The sequence below is a fragment of the Embleya sp. NPDC059237 genome (assembly GCF_042754105.1).
Lineage (GTDB): Bacteria > Actinomycetota > Actinomycetes > Streptomycetales > Streptomycetaceae > Embleya.
Window position 1 is genome coordinate 117,310 of the sequence record NZ_JBHZAE010000009.1, and the last position, 25,008, is coordinate 142,317.

Below are 25,008 nucleotides of genomic sequence, written 5' to 3' on the forward strand. Positions count from 1 at the left end.
CGCCGGTCTCCTGAGCGGTGGCGCCGACCTGCGCGCCGCTGCCAGGGTGCGTCTCGCCCCCGAGCCGCCCCCTCCCCCGAGGGGTTGCGTCGACCCGCGTGCCCTGCTGCCAAGGCGCGCCCGTCCCCGACCGGTTGCGCCGACCCGCGGCCCCGCAGCCCGAGCCCCTGTTCCCGAGGGGTTGCGTCGACCCGTGCGCTCTGCGGCCATGGGGCGCCGGTCTCCTGAGCGGTGGCGCCGACCTGCGCGCCGCTGCCAGGGTGCGTCTCGCCCCCGAGCCGCCCCCTCCCCCGAGGGGTTGCGTCGACCCGTGCGCTCGGGCCGCCAAGGCGCACCTGCCCCGATCGGTTGCGTCCCCGTGCGCCCCGCAGCCCGAGCCCCTGTTCCCGAGGGGTTGCGTCGATCTGCGCGCCCCGCCGCCAAAGCGCACCCGCCCCCTGAGTGGTTGCGCCGACCCGTGCGCCCCGCCGTCAGTGTGCGCCTCGCCCCCGAGCCGCCCCATCCCCCGAGGGTTGCATCAACCCGTGCGCCCCGCCGCCAGGTGTGCCTTGCCGCCGAGTCGCCTCGCCCGCCGTCCACCCGTGTGCCCCGTTGTCAGGGCGTGTGTTGGGCTGTATGGGTGTGTGGTCTCGCGGGGGGTTGGGTTGTTGGTGGCGCTGGGCGTGGGTGGTGGGCGTTCGGGCGTTGTCGGAAGAAGTTCGGGGTGACGTGTGTTGGCGCGGTGGCGGATCGGGAAACGGCCCGGTCCGGGGTCTCGTTCACCGACCCGTCCCGTCGACCCCGATCACTTCGAGGAGCAGCCATGAAGCAGGACAAGCACCCCGCCTACGGCCCGGTGGTCTTTCGGGACCGCTCCGCCGGATACGCGTTCCTGACCAAGTCCACCGCGGTCAGCGAGCAGACCATCGAGTGGGACGACGGCAACACCTATCCGGTTATCGACGTGGAGATCTCCTCGAAGAGCCATCCCTTCTACACCGGCAACGCCCGCCCGGTGGACCCCGAGGGCGAGATCGCCAAGTTCGAGCGCCGCTACGGCGATCGGCACGCCGGCGGCGACGGCGATGGCGGCAACGGTGGGAGCGGTACCGGGTGACCCGTCGCGGATGAGGGATGAGATCCGGCCGGGACTCCGCGCCGGTCGAGGGGGGTTCGCGGGTCCCGCGTACCGACTGCCGCTCGCCGCAGGTGAGTTGGTCGGCCGCGTCGGGACCGCGCGACCCCGGGGTTGGTCCTTGTTCGTGGCAACGAAACGGCAAGATCACCAATAGGCTTACCGCCAACGGGAACCCCTCATTCCTCCCCCGATGGACGGAGCCCCTCATGACAGACGAAGCGCAGGCGACCGGCAGGCCCTCGGCCGACGGTGCGGACGGCCCCGACGACGGCTGGCGGCCGGTCGGCATCGACATCTCGACGCCCAGCATCGCCCGGGTCTACGACGCGGTGCTCGGCGGCAAGGACAACTATCCGGTCGACCGCGCGATCGCCGAGGCGTCGCTGGCGATCGTCGCGGAGATCGGCGACGTCGCCCGATACAACCGGGCGATACTCGGGCGCGCGGTGCGGTTCATGGCCGAACAGGGCATCCGCCAGTTCCTCGACCTCGGGTCCGGTCTGCCGACCGTGCAGAACACCCACCAGGTGGCCCAGGCGCACTCGCCCGAGGCCCGCGTGGTCTACGTGGACAAGGACCCGATCGTGCTGGCGCACGGCCGCGCCCTGCTCGCCGAGAACGAGTACACCACGGTGGTCACCGCCGACCTGCGCGAGCCGGCCGAGATCCTGAACCACCCGGACGTACGCGCGCTGATCGACTTCGACCAGCCGGTCGGCCTGATGCTGGTCGGCGTGGTGCACCACCTCAACGACGACGAGGGCCCGGAGCGCATCGTCGAGGAGTACAAGGCGGCGCTCCCGGCCGGCAGCTTCCTGTTCCTCACTCACTTCTGCGCCTCCAGCCCGGACGCGCTGGCGCTGGAGAAGGCGCTGCTCACCGACCTGGGTTCGGGCCGGTTCCGCACCCTGGAGGAGATCACCGCCTACTTCGACGGCTTCGAGTCGATCGATCCGGGCGTGGTCTTCCTGCCGCAGTGGCGACCCGAGGAGCCGGTCCAGGAGCCGCTGACGGTCGGTCAGCGCCTGATGGCCGGCGGCATCGCCCGCAAGCCGACGGCCTGATCCCGCCCGCCCATGCCGAGGCCGGCCCGAAGCGGGGTGGCCCCGACGGAGCACGTCGCGGCGCGCGTACGTCAGCGTGCCGCGGCGAGTTGTTCCTCGGCGCGGGCGATGATCCCCTGGAGGTACAACCCGCGACGCACATCGCACACGTGTTCGCCGCCGTCGCGAACCAGCGCCGCGAACTCGGCCCGCAGCACCGCGAAGGCGGATGCCTCGATCGCCGCGCTCAGGTCGAGCGTGACGGCCTCGTCCGAGCCGAACACCTCCAGGTCGTACCGGTGGCCGCCGCGCGCGGTGCAGCACAGCACCAGCTGGGACACCGCGCCGCCGGCGTGCCGCAGCTGCAGCGCGGTCCAACCGGCACCGGGCGACTCGGCGCGTACGTCCACGATCTCGCCGAGCGCCACGCTCGTCAGGTCGAAGGCGTGCGGACCCACGTCGAGAATCGCCCCTCGGGCCTGCCGCCACGGCGAGGCCGCGAACGGGCCGTCGAGGAACGCGTCCGTGACGCAGGCGAGTCGACTGCCCCGCCACGGGGTCTCGACGCTCTCCAGATGGGCCAGGAACTCCCGGACCCGCGGCGCGTAGCGGGCGCTCAGCGTGACCATCGAGCCGACCCCCGCCTCGCCGATCACATCGGCCAGCCGGCGCGCGGTGTCGAGGTCGGCCGCGATCGGCTTCTCCAGGAGCACCGCCTTGCCCGCCCGGGCGGCGCGCTCGGCCAACGCGGGCTGCGCCTCGGGGGCGACCGCGAAGACCACCGCCTCGCACCGGTCCAACAACTCGTCGAAGTCCGCGCACACCGCGGCCCCGTGCGCCCGGGCCAGTGTCTCGGCCGCCTCGGGCCGGCGTGCCCACACCGCGGCGAGCCGCGTCTCCGGACCGGCCGCGAACACCGGCGCGTGTACCGAACTCGCCCACGGCCCGGCCCCGACCAGTCCCACCGCGACCTGCTCGACCATCGTCATCGCCTCCGATATGCACCCTGCCCACCCCGCCGGGCGAGCGTACCGGCGCGCGCCGCGGCCGGCCGGTACCGGCGCGACGGGGGCGGCCTCGGCTGCGGCCGGTCCGGCGGATCCCGGCGGTGCCGCGCCGCCCGACACCGCGCCGAGATCCGCCGCACGGGGCCTATGCGCCCGACCGGTCGGGCGAATAGGCCCCGCGCAGGCGCAGGACCCGGTCCGGGCCGACCGCGACGTCCCAGGCGGGCACGACGCAGTCGACGAAGTGGAACTCCATTGCCACCCGTCCCGGGACGGCTGCCCCCGCCGTGGCTCCGGCAGCCACCACTCCCGTTCCACCGCCCCGTCCTCGGCGACCGCGGCGGCGCCCCCATACTCGCCGGCTCCGATCGGCCGGTCAGCCGTCCGTGCGGGTCACGCCGAACATGTAGCAGCCGTAGCCGATGTTGCGGCTGTGGATCAGGACCACCTCGGGGTCGGCCAGCATTTCGGCCAGGACCGGTTCCGGCGCGTCGCCCTCGTACACGCGCGTGGCGGGGTGGATCCGGCCGTGCTCGTCGTAGGCGCGGAAGACCTGGGGACGCGAGCGCCACTGGGCCGGGTAGCCGGTGTCGGTCGGGCCGGCGCAGGGCGCAGCGTGTGCGAAGACGGGGCCGATCTCGCGATACGGGCTTGTCGGCAGCGGGGGTTCGTAGCCGAACAGGATCAACTCCTCGCCGGGCTCGGCCTCGCGCAGGCAACAGCGCAGCGGATGGCCGCTCTTCGCGATGTGGGTCTCGATGGGATTGCCGGAGACGTCCAGCCCGGTGGCGCGCACGTCGGCGAGGAGGTCGGCGGGAATCGGCTGGACGACGAAGGTCGGCGCGGGGTTCGTGGTGGTGGTCATGCCTCAAGCCTGCGCCGCCGGCACGGGCGATGCCGGCGGCATTCGGACACCGCGTTTCGGCGTGCGGCGGGCGACGGGTTCACGGGCCGCGGGTTCACCGGCGGCGGTCGCGAAAGCGGGCCAGGCCGTTCGCGACGCCCTCCGTCGGCACGGTGACCGCGAACCAGGACGCCTCGACCGCCAGGCCCTCGTCGATCGGCAGGCCGATTCCCCGGGTGACCGCCGCCAGGCACGCGTGTACCGCGCTCGCCGAGTGGCGGACGATCCGCTCGGCCAGGGCGTTGGCTTCGTCGAGCAGGTCGGCGGCCGGCACCACCCGGTTGACCAGGCCGAGTTCGGCGGCGCGGGCCGCGTCGATCGGGTCGCCGGTCAGGATCAGCTCCAGGCCGCGTTTGCGGCCGATGTGTCGGGGCAGCCGCTGCGAACCGCCGAACGGCGGCGGAAAACCGAGGCCGATCTCCGGCTTGGCGAACGTGGCGTGCGCCGCGGCCAGGGCCAGCGGCGCGGCCTCGGTGACCTCGCAACCTCCGCCGTAGGCAAGGCCGTTGACCGCCGCGATGATCGGCTTGGGGAACTCCTCGATGCGCCGGGTCAGCCCCTGGCCCCGGCGGACGATCTCGCGCAGCGCACGATCCACGCCGCCGGCGATGCTGCCTGCGAGGTCGGTGATGTCGGCGCCGGCGCTGAACGCCCGCTCGCCGGCGCCGGTCAGAACGACGGCGCGCTGCGTGTCGTCGGCCTCCACCGCGTCCAGCGCGGCGGTGAGCGCGTCGATGGTGGCGTAGTCGAGCGCGTTGAGCTTGTCCGGGCGGTCGATGGTCAACGTGGTGATCGCGCCGTCGCGGGCCACGCGCAGGGTCGGCTCGATGACAGTGGCGCTCATGGGCGGGGTGCTCCGATCGGGTTGGGTACGGGGATCACGCCGCGGTCCACCAGGTGCCGGGCCAGCGGTGTGGCCAGTCGGATCGCCTCCTCGACGCCGGCCGCGCCGAGCCGGGTGACCGGGTCGGCGGCCAGGCGGTCGGTGGCGTGTTCGAGGTCGCGGCGCAGCGTGCCGCCGCTTCGGGTGAGTCGGGAGTCGCGGTCGAGCAGGCCCTTGGCGACCAGGCGCCGCCGGGCCGTCTCCCATTGCGCGTCGGTCCAGCCCCGGGTGCTCTGCAGCAGCTCGCGCGGGACGTTGCCGGTGGCGGCATGGGTCAGCCCGGCTTCGAGACCGGTGAGGCCGGCGTGCGCGACCGCGATCACGTGGCCGTCGCCGCGGTGTTCGCGCAGCACGGTGCTCGCCAGCCACAACCGGCCGAGCACGCCGTCGGGACGCGGTACGCCCGACCACGCGGCGGCCAGTGCCCGGCCCTCGTGGCCGCAGCCCTCGACGGCGGTTTCCAGGAGTTCGGTCAGCTGTTCCAGGTGCCGCGCGCCCACCGGCGGCAACACCCGGGACAGCGCCGTCTCCACCGCGCCGAGCCGGGTGTCGAGCACCTTCTCGGGCGTCGTGTACGCCCACGCGTCGGGCAGCGCCCGGGCCACGCGGGCGGGCGCGAAGGCGAAGCACAGCGCGCTTGCCTCGGGCGCGCGGACCGGGCCGAGCGGGGCCAGGCGGCCCGCGAAGTAGCCCATCCACCAGCCGATCAGGCCGAGCGCACGGGCTGCCGCGGCCGGTTCGGGCGCGAAGTAGGCGACCGCGTGCACGGGTTCGATCGCCTCCCAGAATCGCCGGGCGAGGGTGGGGGTGGGGGACAACGGCGGGGCCTTTCGTCGGAAGCCGGGAGCGGGGGCCGGGGTGGGGGCACGGGTCGGCCGGCACAGGCCGGGCCACCCACGGGCCGCCCGCTGTGCCGACCAGCGTGCCCGTTGTCGAGTGCCCGAGACAGTGCCAATCTGACCGAATGGACCAGGATCCCGAATGGTGGGTACGGATCGCCCTCGACGACTGGCGCTCTCGTATCGGACCGCGCCACCGGCGGATCACCGAGGCGCTGGCCGAGGCGATCGAGCGCGGCGTGGCCGGGACCGGCACCCGGTTGCCCGCCGAACGCCCGCTCGCGGACGCCCTCGGGGTCGGCCGCGGCACCGTGGTGCGCGCCTACGAGACGCTGGCCGAGGCCGGCCTGGTGTCCCGTCGCCAGGGCGCCGGCACCTTTGTCGAACGCCGGCCCGGATGGAGCCGGCCCACCGTCGCCGCGCCCGTCCGCCGCCTGGTCGCCGACGACGAGGTGGTGGACCTGTCCCGCTCCGTACCGGCCGGCACCGGCCACCTGCCGCCGGTGGACGACACGATCGCGCTGTCCGGTCGGGACGGCCACGGGCGGCATCCCGGCGGCCTGCCCGAGTTGCGCGAGGCCCTGGCCGCGCACCTGACCACGCACCTGGACCTGCCGACCACCGCCGAGCAGGTGATCGTGACCGCCGGCGCGCGACACGCGTGGTCCCTGGTGATCGCGGCGCTGGTCTCGCCCGGCCGCCCCGTACTCACCGGCTGCCCGACCACACCCGGCTTCGCGGCCTCCGTCACCGCCGCCGGGGGCCGCCCGATCGGCATCAACGTGGACCCCGGCGGCCTGGACGTATCCGCCGTCGACCGAGCCGCCGCCCGCCTGCACGCACCGCTGATCCTGGTCGCCTCCCCAGCCCACGACCCGACCGGCGCCCCGCTGTCCGCCCCCCGCCGCCGAGCGCTGCTCGCGCCGGCCCACACGAGAAACGCGATCCTCCTCGAAAACCTCTCCGAAGCCGCCCTGGACCTCCCCGCACCTCCCGACAACCGCACCACGCCTTCCGCCGACGTCCCCGCACCCCCCGCCGACCGCCTCGCCCCCCTCGCCGCCGCCGATGACGCGGTGATCGCCGTCGGGTCGATGTCGAAGATGTTCTGGGCCGGGTTGGGGGTCGGGTGGCTTCGGGTGCCGGACGCGCTGCGCGGTTACCTCGCGCAGACCGCCGCGACCGCCGCCGTGGCGCCGAGTGTGCCCGCGCAGGTGGTGGCCGCCCGGCTGCTGCGGGCCGCCGACGCCGGCTGGCAGGAGGGGCTGCGCCGGACCTTGGCCGAGCGCCGCGACCTGCTGCTCGCTCTGGTGGCCGAGCAGTTGCCCGCCTGGCGGGTGACCGCGCCGCGCGCCGGCCTGTCGATGTGGGCCGAGTTGCCGGTCGCGGACAGTACGACCTTCGTACACCTGGCCGCACGCTACGGCGTCCTGGTCGCCCCCGGCGCCGCCGCGTGTGTGGACGGCCGCCATCACCACGGCGTACGGCTTTCCTTCGCCGAGTCGGCCGACACCCTGGAAACCGCCGTCGACCGACTGACCGCGGCCTGGGAGGAACACACCCGCCGACTGGCGGCCGGCCGCTGACCGAAGGGGTGGTTGCCCCCGTCCGCGCCTGGGCAGCGACAAGGACATGACCTCCACCACGACCTCCGCCGCCACGCCCGAAATGCCCTACACGCAGCTCGGGCGTACCGGGCTGACCGTCGGCCGGCTCGCCCTCGGCACGATGAACTTCGGTCCGGCCACCGGCGAAGACGACAGCGGCCGGATCATGGACGCCGCGCTCGACGCCGGTATCAACCTCTTCGACACCGCCGACGTGTACGGCCGCGACCAGGTCGCCGGCACCGGTGCCCGCGGCGCGACCGAGGAGATCGTCGGCCGCTGGCTGGCCCGGGGCGACCACCGCGACCGCGTCGTGCTGGCCACGAAGGTCTACGGCTCTTGGGGCGAGTGGCCCAACTCCGGCGGCCTGAACGCCCGGCATATCCGCCGCGCCTGCGAGGACAGCCTGCGCCGGCTGGGCACCGACCACATCGACCTCTACCAGATGCACCACATCGACCGCCGGGTGCCGTGGGAGGAGTTGTGGCAGGCGATGGACCTGCTGGTCGCTCAGGGCAAGGTGCTCTACGTCGGCTCGTCCAACTTCGCCGGCTGGCATCTTGCGCAGGCCCAGGAGGCCGCCGCCCGGCGGCCCACGCTCGGCCTGGTCAGCGAGCAGTGCCTGTACAACCTGGCCCAGCGCGCTGCCGAGGCCGAGGTGCTGCCGGCCGCGCGGGCGTACGGGATCGGCGTCCTGCCGTGGTCGCCGCTCCAGGGCGGCCTGCTCGGCGGCGTCCTGGCCGCGGAGCGCGACGGCGACCGACACCGCCGCGGCGCCGGCCGGGTCACCGCACAGCTGGCGGAGCGACGCGACCAGGTGCAGGCGTACGAGAACCTGTGCGCCAAGATCGGCGTCCCGCCGGGCGACGTCGCCCTGGCCTGGCTGCTCACCCGCCCCGAGGTGACCGCGCCGATCGTCGGCCCCCGTACGCTCGGCCAGCTGGAGTCGGCGCTGCGCGCGCTGCGGGTCGAACTGGACGCCGACACCCTGGCCGAACTCGACCGGATCTTTCCCGGCCCGGGGCCCTCCCCGGAGTCTTTTGCCTGGTAGGAGGCCGATGGGGGAGGGATCGTAGGCGCGATCGAGATGGTGTGACGCAGGTTACAGAGCCTCTCGAAATATCCGGGGACTTCCTGTCCGTTTAACCGAGCGGATCGACAATCGGGGAATCACTCCCCGGTTAGCCGTCGGGTAACGGCAGACAAGGGAAGGAGCCGGATCATGGGCAGCACACTCACCGACCGCGTCACCATCATCGACGTCGTCGAGGATCGGGGTCCGAAGCTTCGTGCCGATGCCCGACGCAATCGCGAGCGGATCATCGCCGCGGCCCGCGAGATGTACGTCGAACACGGCGCCGAGGTGCCGTTCGACGAGGTCGCGCGTCGCGCGGGGGTCGGCAACGCGACCCTGTACCGCCACTTCGCCGACCGCGGCGAACTCGCCCACCGGGTGATCCTCTCCGTCCTGGAGCGCATCACCGAGCACGGCGAGCGCGCCGCGGCCGAGGAGTCGCGGGCCTTCGCGGCCCTGCGACGCTTCGCGCACGCCGCGACGGAGGAACGGATCGGGGCGCTGTGCACGCTGATGTCCGACACCGTGGACAAGGCGCACCCCGAGCTGATCGCGGCCCGGAACCGCCTGGAGGACCTGGTCGAGTCGTTGATGGCACGAGCTCGCGTCGAGGGCCTGCTGCGCGCCGACATCGGCTCGGGCGACCTGCTGGTCGCGATCACCCAACTCACCCGACCGCTGCCCGGGATGGGCGGCTGCGTGGCGAACGACGCCTTCGCGCATCGGCACCTCGACGTGCTGCTCGACGGCCTGCGCGTATCGGACCCCACTCCGCTCTCCGGCGCCGTCGTGACGATCCGAGACCTGGACCACCTGAAGAAGGAGGGCGAGGCCCGGCCGACCCGGTCCTGACGTGCCCCAGCGACTTCCGCGTGTCCCCGACCGCCTCGTGTCCGCCCCGCGGCCGCGTACCGACGACCTCTCCTCGTGAGCGCGTACCGACAGCGACCTGTCGCGTGAGCGCGTACCGATAACGAACCTCGCACCTGCCGCTCGCCTCCTCCGCGCGAGCGAGGGCGCGCGCACCGTCCATTCCGCGACGCCCACCGTCGCGTCACACCCCCCCAAGAGTGAGTACTTCCATGTCTCAAACCGCTCCGGCCGTGTCCGCCGCCCCCGATTCCAGGCGCTGGAAAGCGCTCATCTTCATCGCGATCGCCCAGCTGATGGTCGTCCTCGACGGCACGATCGTGAACATCGCGCTGCCGTCCGCCCAGACCGACCTGGGCATCTCCGACGGCAACAAACAATGGGTGATCACCGCTTACGCCCTCGCCTTCGGCGGCCTGCTGCTGTTCGGCGGCCGGATCGCCGACCTGTGGGGCCGGCGCCGTACCTTCATCGTCGGCCTGATCGGCTTCGCCGCGGCCTCCGCGCTGGGCGGCATAGCCCAGAACACCGGCCTGCTCTTGGGCGCCCGCGCGCTCCAGGGCATCTTCGGTGCGCTGCTCGCCCCGTCGGCACTGTCCCTGCTCGCGGTGATGTTCACCGACGCCAAGGAACGTGCCAAGGCGTTCGGCATCTTCGGCGCGATCGCCGGTGGTGGTGGCGCGGTCGGCCTGATCCTGGGCGGCGTGCTCACCGAATACATGAACTGGCGTTGGACGTTCTTCGTCAACATCCCGTTCGCCGTGGCCGCCGCGACCGGTGCGGTCATGGTCATCCGCGAGCCCGCCGGCGCCCGCAACCGTTCGCCGCTGGACATCCCCGGCGTGCTGCTGTCCTCGCTCGGCCTTGGCACCCTGGTCTACGCCTTCACCCGCGCCGAGAGCCACGGCTGGGCCGCGAGCAGCACGATCGGCCTGTTCGTCGCCGCCGCGGTGCTGCTCCTGGCGTTCGTCGCGGTGGAGGCGCGGGTCAAGGCCCCGCTGCTGCCGCTGCGGGTGGTCGCCGAGCGCAACCGGGCCGGCATCTACCTCTCGCTCGGCCTCGCGATCATCGCGATGTTCGGCATGTTCCTGTTCCTCACCTACTACCTCCAGATCGTCAAGGGCTTCTCGCCGGTCAAGACCGGCCTGGCGTTCCTGCCGATGATCGCGGGCATGATCACCGGCTCCACCCAGATCGGCGCGCGCCTGATGACCCGGGTGCCGGCCCGACTGCTGATGGGTCCGGGCTTCCTGACCGCGGGCATCGGCATGCTGATGCTCACCCAGATCGAGGTCGGCAGCTCCTACGCCGGGCTGATCCTGCCCGCGCAGATCCTGCTCGGCCTGGGCATGGGTACCGCGTTCATGCCGGCGATGAGCCTGGCCACCTACGGTGTGCAGCCTCGGGACGCGGGCGTCGCCTCGGCGATGGTCAACACCTCGCAGCAGGTCGGCGGCGCGATCGGTACGGCGCTGCTGAACACCATCGCGGCCAGCGCGACCACGTCCTACGTGGCCTCGCACGCGGTCGGCTCCGGCGGCCTGGAGCAGCTGAAGATGCAGGCCATGGTGCACGGCTTCGCCACCGCGATCTGGTGGGCGGTCGGGATCCTGGCGCTGGCGTCGGCGATCGCGTTCACGTTCATCACCGTCGGGCACGGCGACAGCAAGCCGGTCGCGTCGGGCGGCAAGGACGGGGAGACGGACGCGGACGCGGACGAGATCGCGGTGCCGGTGCTGGTGCACTGATCGCGCGGTACGTGAGCCGCGGTACGTAGTGGAGGGCCCCATCGCCGAATCGGCGATGGGGCCCTCGCCGTTCGTGCGGGCAAGCCCAACCGGGTCGAGCGTTCGTCACGCGGCGGCGGCGGACCGCGTCGTCGAGCGGGAGCGGCAGGCCGGCGGGCCGGGTCGGGTCCGGAGCACGCGCCGGATCGTCCCGCAACTCCCGCAACCGCTCGGCCCGTTGTGGCCAACCGCCCGCGTCGTACCGGACGTTCGCCTGCATCGCGTCGAAGGCGGTGCCGCGCTCGTGCTCGGCGACGGCGGCCCGCAACTTGTCGTACGCGCCGCGCGCCGCCTTGACGTCGCCGCCGATGTCGAACCCCCCCCGAAGCGAGCCGGGTGAGGTTGCGGTCCGGCCCCCGGGGGCGCCGGCCCCGTGTGGAGCGGGCCATGGCCCTGGTGCCGGGGTTGGGGCGGGTTGGTACAGCTCACGGGCCCTCGGGGGTGGGGGCAGGCCCACCCCCGTTCGGCCCGCCTTCCCCATGTTCCGGGGCTCTTGGTCTCCGTAGCGTCGTGGGTATCGAATCCGATGTTCGTTTCTTTGTGGGAGGCACCATGTTCGGGCGAGGCAAGCGAGGCGACCGGCGGGCGCGGACGGGACCCGTCGTACCTCCCCGCCCGGACCACGACACGTTCGGCGCGCCGCCGCACCCGTTGCACACCCCCCGCACCCACACCTCCGCCGTCCGGCTCGAAGCCGTCGCCAAGGCGTACGGGCGCGGTGCCGAGGCGGTGCATGCGCTGCGCGGGGTCGACCTCGACATCCCCCGGGGCACGTTCACCGCCGTCATGGGCCCCTCCGGATCCGGGAAGAGCACGTTCCTGCACTGCGCCGCCGGGCTCGACAAGCCCGACTCGGGGCGGGTGCTGCTGGGGGACGACGACCTCACCGCGATGAACGAGAACCAGCTCACCCGGCTGCGCCGGACCCGGCTCGGCTTCGTGTTCCAGGCGTTCAACCTGCTGCCGTCGCTGACCGTGGAGAAGAACGTACTGCTCCCGCTGCGCCTCGCGGGACAGCGGCCGGAACGCGGCCGGGCCGCCGAGGTGTTGGGCATGGTCGGACTGCACGAGCACGCCGGCCGCCGACCCGCGCAACTGTCCGGCGGCCAGCAGCAGCGCGTCGCCATCGCCCGCGCCCTGGTCACCCGCCCCGACGTGCTGTTCGCCGACGAGCCGACCGGCGCGCTCGACACCACGACCGCCGCCGAGGTGCTGGCGCTGCTGCGCCGGGCCGTCGACGACACCGGCGCCACCGTCGTGATGGTCACCCACGACCCGGTCGCCGCCTCCTACGCGGACCGGGTCGTCTTCCTGGCCGAGGGCAACCTCGCCGGCCACCTCCACGCGCCCACCCCCGAGGCGGTCGCGGCCCGGATGGTCGGCCTGTCCCAGCCCGCCCGCGCCCAGGGGCGGGCCGCCTGATGGGCCGTCCCAACGGGCTCGCCCGCACCTCCGTACGCTTTCGGCCCGCCTCGTTCGCCGGCTCCTTCGTCGCCCTGCTGTTCGCCGCCATGCTCGTCACGATGTGCGGGATCTTCCTGGAGAGCGGAATCCGCGCCCACGTACCGGCCGGCCGCTACGCCGACACCCCCATCGTGGTCGCCGGGCCGACCACCACGAGCAAGACCTTCGGCAGCGGCGAGGACAAGGAGAACGTGAAGGTCGCGCTGCCCGAGCGGGCCCGCGTCGACGCCGCGCTCGCCGCCCGGATCGCGGCCGTACCCGGTGTCGCCGCGGTCCTGCCCGACCTGACCTTCCCCGCGCAGACCCCCACCGCCGTACTCGACGCGCACCCCTGGTCCGCCGCCCGCCTGGCCGGCACCCCGCACGACGGCGCCGCGCCGCGGCCCGGCGAAGCGGTACTGACCACCGAGGCCGCGCACCGGATCGGCGCCGGCGCGACCGCCGGCGGCACGGTCCGGGTGACCACGCCCGCCGGCGAGGTCCCGCTGCGCGTGTCGGCCGTACTCCCCGGCACCGACGCCCGGCTCTACGTCGCCGACACCGAGGCCGCGCGCCTGGCGGGCAACCCCGGCAAGGTGACCGCGTTCGGCGTACTGCTCGCCGACCACACCTCGACCGGCAAGGTCGCCGGCGAGTTGCGCAAGGTGCTCAAGGCCACCGGCGCCGAGGTCCGCACCGGCGACGGGCGCGGCGAGGTGGAACACCCCGGCCTGGGCGACACCAAGGAACTGCTCATCGGCGTCGGCGCGTCCTTCGGCGGCATCGTCGCCGCGGTCGCGGTCTTCGTCGTGGCCGGCTCCACCTCGCTGTCCGTGGCCCAGCGGCGCCGCGACTTCGCGCTGCTGCGCGCGGTCGGCGCCACCCCCTGGCAGATCCGCCGGATGATCGCCACCGAGACCGCGATGGTCTCCCTGCTCGCCGGCCTGGCCGGTGTGCTCCCCGGGACGCTGCTCGCCCGCTGGTGGTTCGACACCATGGTCGGCCGCGGCATGATCGAGGACGGCGTCACCCTCGCCGTCGGCCCGGTCCCGATGCTGGTCGCGGTCGGCGCGGGCCTGCTCTCCGCGCTGCTCGCCGGCCTGATGGCGGCGCGCGCCAGTGCGCGGACCAAGCCGACCGAGGCGCTGGGCGAGGCGGGTGTCGAGCGGGCCCGGGTCGGCTGGGTCCGGCTGGTCTTGGGCCTCGTTGCGCTGGCCGGCGGCGGCGTACTCTCCGGCATCGCCATGAAGGCCACCGGCGACCAGGCGGTCGGCGCGGCGGGCGGCGTGATCATGCTTTTCATGCTCGGCGTCGGACTGCTCGGCCCGGTGATCGCCCACCTGTTCGTGTACGCGACCGGATTCCTCCTGCGCCTGTTCGGCGCCCCCGGCCGGCTCGCCTTCGACAACGCCCGCACCAACTCGCGCCGACTCGCCTCGGCGATCACCCCGATCACCCTCACCGTCGCCTTCGCGACCACGCTGATGTTCATGTTCGCCGCGCAGGACCACTACAGCGAGAAGCAGTCCAAGGCCGCGCTGACCGCCGACCGGGTGATCGGCGGACCCGGATTCCCGGCCGGCACCACCACCGAGATCGCCCGCGTGCCCGGGGTCGCCGCGGTGACCTCCGTACTGGCCACCAACGTGGTCATGGCCGGCTCCGACGACCTGCAGAAGTATTCGACCCAGGGCATCGGCGGCACCGACACCGACCTGGCCCGCGTGCTCGACCTGGGGGTACGTGCCGGCAGCACCGACGCGCTGCGCCCCGGCGCCGCGCAGCCGCCCGGCGGTGCGGTGGCGATGGACCGGCTCACCGCCGACACGGTCAAGGCCCGGCTCGGCAAGCCGATCGAGATCCGGCTCGGCGACGGCACCCGGATCAAGCCGACCCTGGTCGCCACCTACGACCGCGGCCTCGGTACCGCCGCCGTCACCCTCCCGCGCGCCACCGTGGAACACCACGTCGACGCCGCCCTGGACACCCGCCTGCTGGTACGCCTCGCCGACCGGGCCGACCCGGCCGCCGTGGATGCCGCACTCGCCAAGGTCGCGCGGGCCCACCCCGACACCCGGATCTCCGACCGGGCCGGCTACGCCGCGGAACGCGACCAGGACCGCGAGACCAACAAGTGGACCAACCAGGTGATGCTGGTCATCCTCGCGGGCTTCGCGACCATCGCCGCGGTCAACACGATGATCGTGTCCACCGTCGCCCGGCGCCGCGAACTCGGTCTGATGCGGATGATCGGCAGCACCCGCACCCAGGTCCGCGCGGTCGTCCGCGGCGAGGCCGCCCTGGTCGGGGTGATCGGGCTCGCGCTCGGCCTGACCATCGCGATGATCACCCTCGTCCCGTTCGGCAAGGGCGCGTTCGGCGAGAGCACCCCCTACGTGCCGGTCCCGCTGCTGCTGGGAATCAGCGCCGCCGCCCTGCTCCTGGCACCGCTGTCGGTCGCCCCGATCACCCGACGGCTCCTGCGCGTCGAACCGATCGACGCGGTGGGCGCGAAGGAGTAGCCGGGGAAACCGACACCGGCTGACGGGGAGCGCCGAACCCGGCGCTCCCCATCAGCCGTGTTCGGCGCTCTCCGGCCCCGCGTTCACCGCCCGCCCCGCCCCACCGCCCCCACCCGCTTGACCGTGCGGATGACCGGCGCCGTCTCCACCGCGTCGATGCCCGGGAGCGCGCCGATCCGGTCGGCGAGGTAGTCGTACAGTGCCTCGTCGCCGGCGCACAGCACGGTGGCGTACAGGTTGGTGCGGCCCGTGGTCGCCGCCGCGTAGGCCACCTCGGGGTGCTCGGCGAGCGCGGCGCCGGTGGCCGCCAGATACGCGGGCCGGACCGACATCCACATCGTGGTCGCCGTCGGATTGCCCAGCGGGCGCTCGTCCACCTCCAGGTCGAAGAACAACGCGCCGGCCCCACGCAGCTGCGCGATCCGGCGGCGCACCGTGGACTCGTGTCGGCGGACCTCGACGGCGAGTGCGGCGTGCGACGCGCGCCCGTCGCGGCCCAGCGCGGCGACCAGGGCGTGGTCGAACTCGCTCAGCTCCACCGGCGCCGTCCACGTGGTCGGCGGCGGGAACCCGGAGGCGAGCGCGTCCCGCTGAGCCCGGTCCAGGGCCGGTCGGCCGAGTACCCACGCGGGGCCGTCCCAGGAGGAGGGGCCGCCTTTGAACATGCGCAACAACCGATGCGCGTTGATCGAGAGCACCCGCCGCGCGGCCGGGATCCGGTCCAGGAGCAACGCGTCGCGGTCCGCGTCGTCGGCGCCGGCCGCCACCAGGTGGCAGATGATCTCCGTACCGCCCGAGGCCAGCCGGACCCAGCGGGTGTCCTCCCGCTCGGCCAACGCCCGGGCCAGTCCGAGCGCCGCGCTGGGCACGCACCGCAGCCGCAGCAGCCACACGGTCTGTCCCACCGGGCGGGGATTGAGCCGCCCGACCACGCGCAGCCCGGCCGTCTCGCGCAGCCGCGCGTAGTGCCGGGCGACCATCTGATCGGAGACGTCGAGCACCGAGGCGATCCGGCGCAGCGGTGCCCGTCCGTCGATTCTCAGTGCATGGATCAGCTGCAAATCGAGGTATTCCACACATCCGAAGTCTATCCTCGGCGAAATCCGGCATCCGCGAGCAGGCTCGTTGCCGCCGCCCTCGGCCGCTTCGGATCCTCGTCCCATGAGCGCTTTCACGGATCTGCGGCACTACATCGAGCATCTGACCGAAACCCTCGGCTCCGACGAGGTCCGCCGCGTGGACGGCGCGGACCGGGACGCGGACATCGGCGGAATCACCGAGCTGATGGCGGAGCGCGAGGGGCCCGCGCTGCTGTTCGACAACATCCCGGGATTCCCGCCCGGGTACCGGGTGTTCACCAACTTCATGGGCACGGCGGCGCGGACCGCGGTAGCCCTGGGGCTGGCGCCGGACACTCCGAAGCTGGACATCGTCCGGGCCTGGAAGGACCTGGCCGGGCGGCTGGAGCCGATCCCGCCGGTGCGGGTGGAGACCGGTGCGGTCCTGGAGAACGTACTGGTCGGCGACGACGTCGACCTCGGCGTCTTCCCCACGCCGCAATGGCACGACGGCGACGGTGGTCGCTACATCGGCACCGCGTGCATGGTGATCACCCGCGACCCGGACACCGGCTGGGTCAACATCGGCACCTATCGGGCCTGCGTCCAGGGTCGGGATCGGCTGTCCCTGTGGATGCTGGGCAACCGGCATGCCCTGGCCATCGCGCGCAAGTACTGGGCGCGTGGGCAGACCTGTCCGATCGCCGTGGTGGTGGGCCAGGACCCGATCCTGTCCACCGCGGCGGCGATGGCGGCGCCCGCCGGGATGTCCGAGTACGACCTGGCCGGCGGGTTGCGCGGGCGCGGCGTGGAGGTGCTGCTGCCGCCGGGGAGCGAACTGCCCGTCCCGGCGCACGCGGAGATCGTGATCGAGGGCGAACTGCCGCCGGTCGAGGAGGAGTCGGTCCTGGAGGGCCCGTTCGGCGAGTGGACCGGCTACTACACGCACTCGGGTCGCGAGACCGTGGTGCGGGTGATCCGGATCCTGCACCGCGACGATCCGATCATCCTCGGTGCGCCGCCGATGTTGCCGACGGTGCCTGCCGGCGACCAGGCTGTACCGCTCTACTCGGCCTCGGTGACGTGGGAGCACCTGGAGGCGTCCGGGGTGCAGAACGTCAAGGGTGTGTGGGCGTACGCCCGGCAGTTGATGATGGTCGTCTCGATCGAGCAGACCGGTGCGGGCGACGCGATGCACGCGCTGTTCGCCGCGCTGGGCCGCAAGCGCACCGGCGGCATGGAGCGCTACTTCGTGGTGGTCGACGAGGACATCGACATCACCGACATCAATCACGTGTTGTGGGCGATGTTCACCCGGGTCGACCCGACGGAGTCGATCCAGGTGCTGCGCGCCCCGACCACCGCGATCGACCCACGCCTGGCGCCGGAGCGGCGGGAGGCGGGGGATCTGTCGATGGGCGTCGTGCTGATCGACGCGTGCAAACCCTTCGCCTGGAAGGACCGGTTCCCGGCGGCGAACCGCTTCGACGAGGCGACCCGCGAGGCGCTGCGTCGGCGCTGGAAGGCAGTCCTGCCCCTGTGACCAGCCCTTCGACTTCTCGGGAGCCCGCCGTGTCGACCGTTGCCCCCACCCGCCTCGTCGTCGGGATCACCGGCGCCACCGGCGCGCCGATCGCCGTTCGCCTTCTGGAGGTATTGCGTGAGTTGCCGCAGGTGGAGACCCATCTCGTGCTCAGCCCCTGGGGCCGCACCACGATCGGGGTGGAGACCCCGTACCCGGTTCGCAAGGTCGTCGAACTCGCCGATGTCACGCACCGGTTCGGCGAGCTGGGGGCGACCGTCTCGTCCGGGTCGTATCCGGTGTCGGGCATGGTCGTGGTCCCGTGCAGCATGAAGACGCTCGCGGCGATCCGGCACGGCTTCGCCGACAATCTGATCACCCGCGCGGCCGACGTCACGCTCAAGGAGCGCCGACCGCTGGTCCTGGTGCCGCGGGAGACGCCGCTGAGCGAGATCCATTTGGAGAACATGCTCGCCCTGGCCCGGATGGGTGCGCGGATCGTGCCGCCGATGCCGGCGTTCTACGACAACCCGGGCAGCGTCGCCGACATCGTCGACCACATCGTGATGCGGGTGCTGGACCAACTGGGGTTGCCCCCGGGGGAGACGGATCTCGCCGAGCGGTGGCCGGGGCTGGGCGACGCGCGCGGTCGGGACTGATCCGGGGGCGGCGCGGTACGGGCATTCCTCGCCGCCCCCCGGCGGTCAGCGGAAGACGCCGGTGTGGCCGAGCGAGTAGCGGCCCGGCTGCGGGTAGACGCACAGGCCGTGCGGGCCCACGCCGACCGGGATCCGGGCGAGCAGTTTCCCGTCGGTGGTGTCGATCGCGTACACCTCCTTGTTGTAGCGCCCGCTGAGCCACAACACCTTGCCGTCGGCGGACACCCCGCCCATGTCCGGGCTGCCGCCGCCGGGGAGTTCCCACTTGGCGGTCAGCGCGCCGGTGGCGAAGTCGAGCACCGAGATCGAGCCCTCGCCCCGGTTGGAGATGTACAGGCTCTTCGAATCGCGGCTGGGGTACAGGCCGTGCGCGCCCTTGCCGGTGCGCAGCCGGGTCGGGGTATTGAAGGTGTCGCCGTCGAGCACCCACACGCCGTCGGCCATCATGTCGGCGATGTACCAGGTCTTGCCGTCGGGGGAGATCTTGACGTCCTGCGGCATCGAGCCCGACAGCGGGATCTTCTGCTTGGCCACCACCTTCATCTCGGCGGTGTCGACCTTGAGCAGTTCGCCCGAGAACTCGCAGGAGACGATGAAGTACTTGCCGTCGGGGGAGAAGTCCGCGTGGTTGACGCCCGCGCACTGGCTCGGCTCCGCCTTGACCACGGCCATCGTGTGCGCGTCGCGGAAGACCAACTGGCGGTCCATCGAAGCCATCACGACCGCGTACTTGCCGTCCGGGGTGAAGTAGAGGTTGTACGGGTCGTCCACCGGCACCGGCGCGCCGACCTTGCCGGTGGCCGGATCGAGCGGGGTGAGCGTGTCGCCGAGGTCGTTGTTGACCCACAACGTCTTCAAGTCCCAGGAGGGCACCACGTGTTGCGGCTGGTGCCCGACCTTGATCGTCTCGATCACCTTGTAGGTGGCCGGGTCGATCACGCTCACCGTGTTCGACTCGGTGTTGGGTACGTACACCCGCGACGGGAAACCCTTGACCGCGTCGGCGAGCATGCCGGGGCGGTCGGCGGCGTACAGGTCGTGCGGGTCCAGCGGTGGCGGCATGCCGGGCAGGAGGTTGGCCGGTTCGGGGGCCGGCTGCGCGGGGACCGGGGCGGCCTCCACCGGCGCGGCGGAGGTCTTGATCGGGGCGGGCTTCGCCGGGGTGTCCGTCGACGACCCGCACGCGGCGGAGGCGACCAGACAGCAGCCGGCCAGGAACAGCGCGATGCGGCCGGGGCGGCGGCGGGTGGGGGAGAGGTGAGTGGTCATCAGGTGACGAGCTCCGACATCGTGACCGCCCGCAGTCCGCGGGTGCGTAGGCCGTCGAGGATGGCGGGCATCGCGGCTACGGTGCCCGGGTGTCCGAAGTGCAGGCTGACCACCGAGCCTGGTCGCACCCCGTCGAGCACGGTGCGCGTGACGGCGGTGGAGCCGGGGTCGGTGAAATCCAGTGAGTCCAGGTCGTAGCCCAGGCAATGGGCATATCCGGCGCGCCGGGCCTGGGCGGAGACGACGGGCGTACAGTCCTCGGCCCGGGATGGCCGGAACCAGCGTCCGATCGAGCCGGTGAGCCGCCTGAGCCGGTCGGCGCAGTCGGTGATCTCGGCGTAGGTGCGTTCGGCCGACATCGCGGAGATGTCGCCGTGGTTCATCGTGTGGTTACCCAGTTCGTGCCCACCGGCCAACACCCGCCCGGCCATGCGCGGTTGTTCGTCCAGCCACGACCCCACGGCCAGGACCGTCCCACGCGCCCCGGCCGCCTCCAGGAGGCCGAGCAGCGAGTCGGCGCTCTCCGCACTGCCCTGACCGTGGAAGGTCAGCGCCACGCTGGGCCGATCGGCGGGGCCGGAGGCGACGTGGAACGGCAGGTCGGCGGGCAGCGGCGGCGGTTCGGGAGCGGCGCCGGTGCGGGCGATGGGGCCGGAAGGCCCGGTCGGAGTCGGGGTGTTGCCGCCGGGTGCGGCGGCGGGGGAGCGGCTCGCCGAAGGGTGGGAGTCGTCGCCGCAGCCGCTCACGGCCGCGCCGAGCGCGGCCGCTCCGGCGAGACGTCGAAGCACGCTTCGGCGATCCAGAGGCATCACCCTCGCGACCTTACGGGCCGAAACCGGGAACGAACGGTATGTACACGTTCGATTACCGTACGTGTCGCGAGTGGGTGCGGTAGGTGGGTGGGGCGTGCGGATGGGGGTGGAGTGGGGCGGCGCCCGGCCGGAGCGTTCCGTGCGTTGCCGCCGGCCGGGCCGCGTACCGGACCCGGACCCGAGGTGGACGGCCTCGGGGTGGGTGGGGTCCGGCGGACGATCAGTCGTGCAACTTGTGCAGCCAGAGGCCGACGCCCACGCCATTGCCGGTCAACACGCACACGTGGTTGTCGAACTTGCCGCGGTCGGCGTTCACCGCCGCGGTGCCCGCCTTGTTGCAGTTGTCGTAGGTCCAGTACCAGGTCTGGTATTCCCAGCAGGGCTTGTGGTTGCTGTTGTTCGAACAGTTCGGTGCCGGCTCGGTGTCGGCCGGGCGGCTCGGTGCCGCGGGGGCGTTGCGCTCGGCGGCGTGGGCCGTGGTCACCACGGCCCCGAACCCGCCGAGCGCGGCCGTCGTGGCGAGCACGGCGACCGCCGTGCGCGCAGGCATTTTCATCGCTGGGTCCTCTTCCCTCGGTGCGGGCCGCACACCCCACGCGGCGGCGCCGCTGTCGTTCGCGGAGGGCGGGCAGGCCCTCCGGGGCCGGGCCTACCCAGGTGAACGCCCGGGACGACTTCGGAGCGGGAATGCCACTCCGATGGCGCAACGGGTTCGTCGGACGGTCGGAAACGGCGGGTTCGAGCGCGGGTTCGAACGGGTGGGAGGGGCGCGGGTTGGGGCGTGCGGGCGGGGGTTCGAAGACACGCGCTAGGGTCCGGCGATGCGCATGTATCTCTCGTCGTTTCGGCTCGGTGAACACCCGGAGCGGCTGGTCGCGTTGCTGGGTGGGGTGGGTGGCGCCGGTGTGGCGGGCGTGCCGATCGCGGTGATCGCCAACGCGATCGACGACCGGCCGGCCGAGGTGCGGGCCGCCTGCGTCGGCTCGGAGTTCGTGGCGCTGCGCGAGCTGGGGCTGCATCCGACCGAAGTCGATCTGCGGACGTTCTTCGACCGGCCGCCGGGCGAAGTGGCCGCCGCACTGGCCGGGTTCCCGGCGGTCTGGGTGCGCGGTGGCAATGTGTTCCTGCTGCGGCATGCGCTGGCCCGCAGCAGTGCGGACGGTGTCCTGGTCGATCTGCTGCGGCGGGACACGGTGGTCTACGGCGGGTACAGCGCGGGCGCCTGTGTGCTCGCGCCCGACCTGCGCGGCTTGGAGCGATGCGACGACGCGGACGCGGTGAGCGAGGTGTACGGGCGGCCGGTGCGGTGGGACGGGCTGGGGGTGTTGGACCACGCCGTGGTCCCGCACGTGGACTCCCCGGATCACCCCGAGTCGGCTCTGCTCGCCGAAGTCGTGGCCGACTATCGTGCCCGCGGTGTACCGCATCGCACGTTGCGGGACGGGCAGGTGCTGCTGGTCGACGGGGAGCGGGTGGCGGTGGTGTGAGGCGGGACGCGGGAGGCGGCGCCCGGTCGATGCCGCCTCCCGCCTCGGGGGCGCGCCGCGACCCGTGCCCCGTCTACGCCTCGCCCGAGAGTGCCCCGTCGTACGCGCTCAGCACGTTCAGTGCGTCGATGGTGATCGCCGGTCGGGCCTCGGCGCGGACCGTGGGCGACCACTCCGCCCAGCGCAGCGGCCAACCGCCGTCCTCCTCCTGCGCGGTGGCCAGTGCGCGCAGGCCCCGGCGCAGTTCGGCGTCGGTGAACCACTCGCGCGCCAGGCTCCCCGGGTGCGGCGCGAAGTCGTGCGGCAGGTGGTACTCGCCGACGGCGTAGCCCGGGGCGAGCCGGGCCTGCTCCGGATGGGCCGGGTCGAGCAGCACCAGCCGCTGCTCGCGCACCAGTTCGCCCAGCCGGCGCGCCTGCGTCCGGGCCCACCGCCGGTCCGGGACGCCGTCGAGGAAGGTCACCGCGGCCTCGACCTCGTACGGGTGGGTGGTCTGCAACTGCTCGATGGCGGTGCGGCAGAACTCGGTCGCGGCCGGCAGCCACGGGTGTTCGACGCCGGCGTGCAGTAGCGGGCCGACGATCCAGCCGGTCGGGATCAGCCCCGGGACCGGCGGGTCCGGCACGATCAGCCACGGCGGGTGCGGGTAGTCGCGCAGCCCGGGCAGGGCCGGCGGCACCCCGCCCGCGTCGCCGGCCACGCCCGCCAGCCAGTCGCACAGGCGGGCCGTGTTCGGGCCGTGCAGCGCGTCCGCCTCGGCCAGGATCGGCATCGTGGTGCGCAGCGTGGCCGGATGCGGCTCGGGCCCGCGCACGTCGGGTTCCAGGCCGTACGCGTAGGCGCCGTCGGGGGTGCGATATCCGGCCAGGGCGGCGAGCAGTCCGGCGCGATCGGGCTCGGCCCGCGCCGTGCGTTCGCCGCCGGCCCCCGGCGCGGCCGGCTTGCCGGTGCCGAACAGGTAGGCGAATCGGCGCTGTTCCAGTACGCGGCCCGAGGCCCACAGGAAACGTTCGGCCCGGTCGATCATGTCGTTCGTGATCCACTCCATGGTTCGACGCTAGGCGTGCGGATGCGTCGGGTATTGAACGAATCGGACATCGGCGTGCCGCCGGCCCGCTGCGTGGCCGGGGCGTGTCGGGACGTGGGCCCGGTGATGACGGTTGGTGGAATTTGCCCGTGCGGGGGTTGGCCCGTGCCCCGTCGGCCGGCCACGGTGGGCAGGTCGGACTCACCCATCTCGTTCGGGGGATTGCTCGTGTTCGCTCGATCTCGTACCCATCGTCTGCGTCGATTCGTGCTGACCGGGGCGGTGCTCGCCGCCGCGGCGGGACTGGCCGGCCCCGCCTCGGCGGCGCGGGCGGCCGAGGCCGCCGGGTCCGCCGACGCGGTCGCGGCGACCACGGGAGCGCACGGCACCTTCTCGGTGCACCGCGACGGCCGCCCCGTGGTGGTCCCGTTCCGGACCGGGCGCGACGGCGAGGCGCTGGTGACGCTGACCGTGGCGGCGCCAGGCGTGGACTGGGGCAAGGCGGGCGCGGAGTCGGCGGTGGTGCAACTGTTCGTGGACGGCCGGCCCGCCGGTGACGTGGTGGTGTTCGGTGCCACGCCCACCGAACGCGGCTTCGCGCTGGGCGCGCTGCGCAAAGGGCGGCACGAGCTGAGCATCCGCTTCGCGGCCGACCGGTCGTCGCCGGCCGGGTCGGTGGTGCACGTCTCCCGGCTGCGGACGCGGACGATCGCGACCGGGGACCGGGAGCACGCGGTCGCCGCGAACGCGCCGGTCCTGTACGGCCGGAACATCCCGGGTGCGCCGGGCGGCGTGACCGGCCCGTTCCAGAACGCGGTCACCGACACCCCGGTGCTGGCCTGGTACCAGGAGGCCCCTGCGGCGACAGCCGGGAACCGGGTGTTGACCTACACGATCGTGTGGAGCAACGAGGACGGGGGCACCTCGACGCCGGCGCTGATGGCCCGCTGGGGTCGGACCACCGACATCGAGTGGGCGTACCGGGTCGAGGTGGACCGGGGCGGCCGGGCGGTGCCGGGCACGGCGTTCTTCCAGTCGCCGAACCACGGCACGACGCCGTTCGCCGGGCGCTACGAGGACGGCCATCCGCTGTTGCAGACCTGCACGTCGAACAACAACCTGTGCGACGTGGTGGACGACCCGATGCGGTTCGCGCCGGCGGCGGTGGAGCGGTTGGCGGAGCCGACCCGGACCGCGCGCGAGGAGATGGTGGACCGGCATCCGTGGGTGTATCCGGTGATGGCCCGGGAGATGCGGCGCGAGGGCCGGGTGGTGGCCGACCCGCCGGCCGACACGACCACGGTGATCGCCGACCCGACGGACTACCTGTACGCGGTGATCCGCAAGACCACGTCGGAGCCGCCGGCGGGCGCGGCCGGGTGGAATGGGGTCGCGCTGGGCGTGCGGGTCAAGGGGGACCCGACGCTGTATCGCTCGGACCGCGGGCGGGTGGACTGGTCGTTGCAGCGCGACGATCCGGCGGCGACGACGGTACGGCTGCCGCACGGGACGCAGGCGTCGGACATCGTCGAGGTGGTGGCGATCCGTACCGTCGCGGGCGTCGACCCGGGCAGCACGATCACGGTGAACGGGATCAACCGGGCGTTCCTGCTCGGTCGGGACGATCGACCCGGGCGGGCGGTGCCGGTCCACCCGAAGGCGGTGACGCTGACCGCGGCGGCGCCGGAGGCGGTGTTGTACCGCCGGTGATCCCGATCCCGGGGCGGACCGGGCCGGCGGCGCCGTATGCCGTATCGCCGGGTCCCGGGAACATCGGGTTCCGGCCGGGCTTGATGAGGTGTTCTCAAGCCGCGGCCGGACGCCGGTGCCGCGCTCCGCGACGGGCGCGGCACCGGGAACCCCCGGGCGCCGGACGGGGGTCGGTCCCCGCCCGCGCCCCGGGCGCGCCCCGCGGCGTCGCCCCCCCGACCGACGCCCACACCGCCGCCCGCCGCCGCCGCGCCGGCGCCGGCGCCCGCCTGGACACGCGCGCCCCCCCCCCCCCCCACGGCGGCAACGGCGTGGCCCTGCGGCCCACCCCCACGGCCCCCTACGCCCCCCTCGCGGACCGCTACGA

General features: G+C 73.4%; 21 protein-coding genes. 12 read left to right on the top strand and 9 right to left on the bottom strand.

The window, feature by feature from the left end; genetic code table 11:
* Positions 1 to 802 precede the first annotated feature (802 nt).
* Both ACFXKZ_RS27215 and ACFXKZ_RS27220 read left to right on the top strand, forming a co-directional pair.
* Positions 803 to 1,096: a type B 50S ribosomal protein L31 gene (locus ACFXKZ_RS27215; RefSeq protein WP_380003642.1), complete on the top strand. Its 294-nt coding sequence runs from the start codon at positions 803 to 805 to the stop codon at positions 1,094 to 1,096.
* Positions 1,097 to 1,323: 227 nt separating this feature from the next.
* Positions 1,324 to 2,181: an SAM-dependent methyltransferase gene (locus ACFXKZ_RS27220; protein WP_380003643.1), complete on the top strand. Its 858-nt coding sequence runs from the start codon at positions 1,324 to 1,326 to the stop codon at positions 2,179 to 2,181.
* A gap of 71 nt (positions 2,182 to 2,252) precedes the next feature.
* Here the strand turns inward: ACFXKZ_RS27220 and ACFXKZ_RS27225 are convergent, their stop codons facing one another.
* From ACFXKZ_RS27225 to ACFXKZ_RS27240, 4 genes are all read right to left on the bottom strand, one after another.
* Complete coding sequence (locus tag ACFXKZ_RS27225) at positions 2,253 to 3,149, bottom strand: Gfo/Idh/MocA family protein (protein ID WP_380003644.1); 897 nt, start codon at positions 3,147 to 3,149, stop codon at positions 2,253 to 2,255.
* A gap of 394 nt (positions 3,150 to 3,543) precedes the next feature.
* Complete coding sequence (locus ACFXKZ_RS27230; protein ID WP_380003645.1) at positions 3,544 to 4,032, bottom strand: DUF1203 domain-containing protein; 489 nt, start codon at positions 4,030 to 4,032, stop codon at positions 3,544 to 3,546.
* Positions 4,033 to 4,126: 94 nt separating this feature from the next.
* The gene (locus ACFXKZ_RS27235) at positions 4,127 to 4,915 is read right to left on the bottom strand and encodes an enoyl-CoA hydratase-related protein (RefSeq protein WP_380003646.1); all 789 of its coding nucleotides are present in this window, start codon (positions 4,913 to 4,915) and stop codon (positions 4,127 to 4,129) included.
* Positions 4,912 to 5,772: a hypothetical protein gene (locus ACFXKZ_RS27240; protein ID WP_380003647.1), complete on the bottom strand. Its 861-nt coding sequence runs from the start codon at positions 5,770 to 5,772 to the stop codon at positions 4,912 to 4,914. Before ACFXKZ_RS27240 ends, ACFXKZ_RS27235 begins: the two co-directional genes overlap by 4 nt.
* Positions 5,773 to 5,918: 146 nt before the next feature.
* On the opposite strand from ACFXKZ_RS27240, the gene ACFXKZ_RS27245 reads away from it, so the two are divergent.
* From ACFXKZ_RS27245 to ACFXKZ_RS27270, 6 genes are all read left to right on the top strand, one after another.
* Positions 5,919 to 7,379 (top strand): PLP-dependent aminotransferase family protein, encoded by a 1,461-nt coding sequence (locus ACFXKZ_RS27245; protein WP_380003648.1) that lies wholly within the window; start codon positions 5,919 to 5,921, stop codon positions 7,377 to 7,379.
* 82 nt (positions 7,380 to 7,461) lie between these two features.
* On the top strand, positions 7,462 to 8,451 hold the full coding sequence (locus tag ACFXKZ_RS27250; RefSeq protein WP_380003882.1) for an aldo/keto reductase: 990 nt from the start codon (positions 7,462 to 7,464) through the stop codon (positions 8,449 to 8,451).
* 171 nt (positions 8,452 to 8,622) lie between these two features.
* On the top strand, positions 8,623 to 9,327 hold the full coding sequence (locus tag ACFXKZ_RS27255; RefSeq protein ID WP_380003649.1) for a TetR/AcrR family transcriptional regulator: 705 nt from the start codon (positions 8,623 to 8,625) through the stop codon (positions 9,325 to 9,327).
* Between the two features lie 230 nt (positions 9,328 to 9,557).
* Positions 9,558 to 11,093 carry an MFS transporter gene (locus tag ACFXKZ_RS27260; RefSeq protein WP_380003650.1) on the top strand — a complete coding sequence of 512 codons (1,536 nt, stop codon included), beginning with the start codon at positions 9,558 to 9,560 and terminating at the stop codon, positions 11,091 to 11,093.
* Positions 11,094 to 11,684: 591 nt separating this feature from the next.
* Positions 11,685 to 12,554 carry an ABC transporter ATP-binding protein gene (locus ACFXKZ_RS27265; protein ID WP_380003651.1) on the top strand — a complete coding sequence of 290 codons (870 nt, stop codon included), beginning with the start codon at positions 11,685 to 11,687 and terminating at the stop codon, positions 12,552 to 12,554.
* Positions 12,554 to 15,097: an FtsX-like permease family protein gene (locus ACFXKZ_RS27270; RefSeq protein ID WP_380003652.1), complete on the top strand. Its 2,544-nt coding sequence runs from the start codon at positions 12,554 to 12,556 to the stop codon at positions 15,095 to 15,097. Before ACFXKZ_RS27265 ends, ACFXKZ_RS27270 begins: the two co-directional genes overlap by 1 nt.
* Before the next feature lie 83 nt (positions 15,098 to 15,180).
* Here the strand turns inward: ACFXKZ_RS27270 and ACFXKZ_RS27275 are convergent, their stop codons facing one another.
* Entirely contained in the window at positions 15,181 to 16,173 is a 993-nt protein-coding gene (locus ACFXKZ_RS27275) for an AsnC family transcriptional regulator (protein ID WP_380003653.1), read from the bottom strand.
* 85 nt (positions 16,174 to 16,258) lie between these two features.
* Here ACFXKZ_RS27275 and ACFXKZ_RS27280 point away from each other — a divergent pair, with 85 nt between their 5' ends.
* Positions 16,259 to 17,698, top strand: coding sequence for a UbiD family decarboxylase (locus tag ACFXKZ_RS27280; protein WP_380003654.1), 1,440 nt, complete (start codon positions 16,259 to 16,261; stop codon positions 17,696 to 17,698).
* Positions 17,699 to 17,727: 29 nt separating this feature from the next.
* A complete protein-coding gene (locus ACFXKZ_RS27285; RefSeq protein WP_380003655.1) occupies positions 17,728 to 18,336 on the top strand; it encodes a UbiX family flavin prenyltransferase in 609 nt (202 codons plus the stop codon).
* A 45-nt stretch (positions 18,337 to 18,381) separates the two neighbouring features.
* Here ACFXKZ_RS27285 and ACFXKZ_RS27290 read toward each other — a convergent pair whose 3' ends face one another.
* The 3 genes from ACFXKZ_RS27290 to ACFXKZ_RS27300 form a co-directional block, all read right to left on the bottom strand.
* Positions 18,382 to 19,605, bottom strand: coding sequence for a beta-propeller fold lactonase family protein (locus ACFXKZ_RS27290; protein ID WP_380003656.1), 1,224 nt, complete (start codon positions 19,603 to 19,605; stop codon positions 18,382 to 18,384).
* A complete protein-coding gene (locus tag ACFXKZ_RS27295; RefSeq protein ID WP_380003883.1) occupies positions 19,605 to 20,414 on the bottom strand; it encodes a polysaccharide deacetylase family protein in 810 nt (269 codons plus the stop codon). The genes ACFXKZ_RS27290 and ACFXKZ_RS27295 overlap by 1 nt, the downstream gene beginning before the upstream one ends.
* Positions 20,415 to 20,637: 223 nt before the next feature.
* Complete coding sequence (locus tag ACFXKZ_RS27300) at positions 20,638 to 20,973, bottom strand: hypothetical protein (RefSeq protein ID WP_380003657.1); 336 nt, start codon at positions 20,971 to 20,973, stop codon at positions 20,638 to 20,640.
* Between the two features lie 265 nt (positions 20,974 to 21,238).
* Between ACFXKZ_RS27300 and ACFXKZ_RS27305 the strand changes: the two genes are divergently transcribed.
* Complete coding sequence (locus tag ACFXKZ_RS27305) at positions 21,239 to 21,904, top strand: Type 1 glutamine amidotransferase-like domain-containing protein (RefSeq protein WP_380003659.1); 666 nt, start codon at positions 21,239 to 21,241, stop codon at positions 21,902 to 21,904.
* A 73-nt stretch (positions 21,905 to 21,977) separates the two neighbouring features.
* Here ACFXKZ_RS27305 and ACFXKZ_RS27310 read toward each other — a convergent pair whose 3' ends face one another.
* Positions 21,978 to 22,952: a hypothetical protein gene (locus ACFXKZ_RS27310; RefSeq protein WP_380003660.1), complete on the bottom strand. Its 975-nt coding sequence runs from the start codon at positions 22,950 to 22,952 to the stop codon at positions 21,978 to 21,980.
* 207 nt (positions 22,953 to 23,159) lie between these two features.
* Here ACFXKZ_RS27310 and ACFXKZ_RS27315 point away from each other — a divergent pair, with 207 nt between their 5' ends.
* Positions 23,160 to 24,641, top strand: coding sequence for a hypothetical protein (locus ACFXKZ_RS27315; protein WP_380003661.1), 1,482 nt, complete (start codon positions 23,160 to 23,162; stop codon positions 24,639 to 24,641).
* Positions 24,642 to 25,008: the final 367 nt, after the last annotated feature.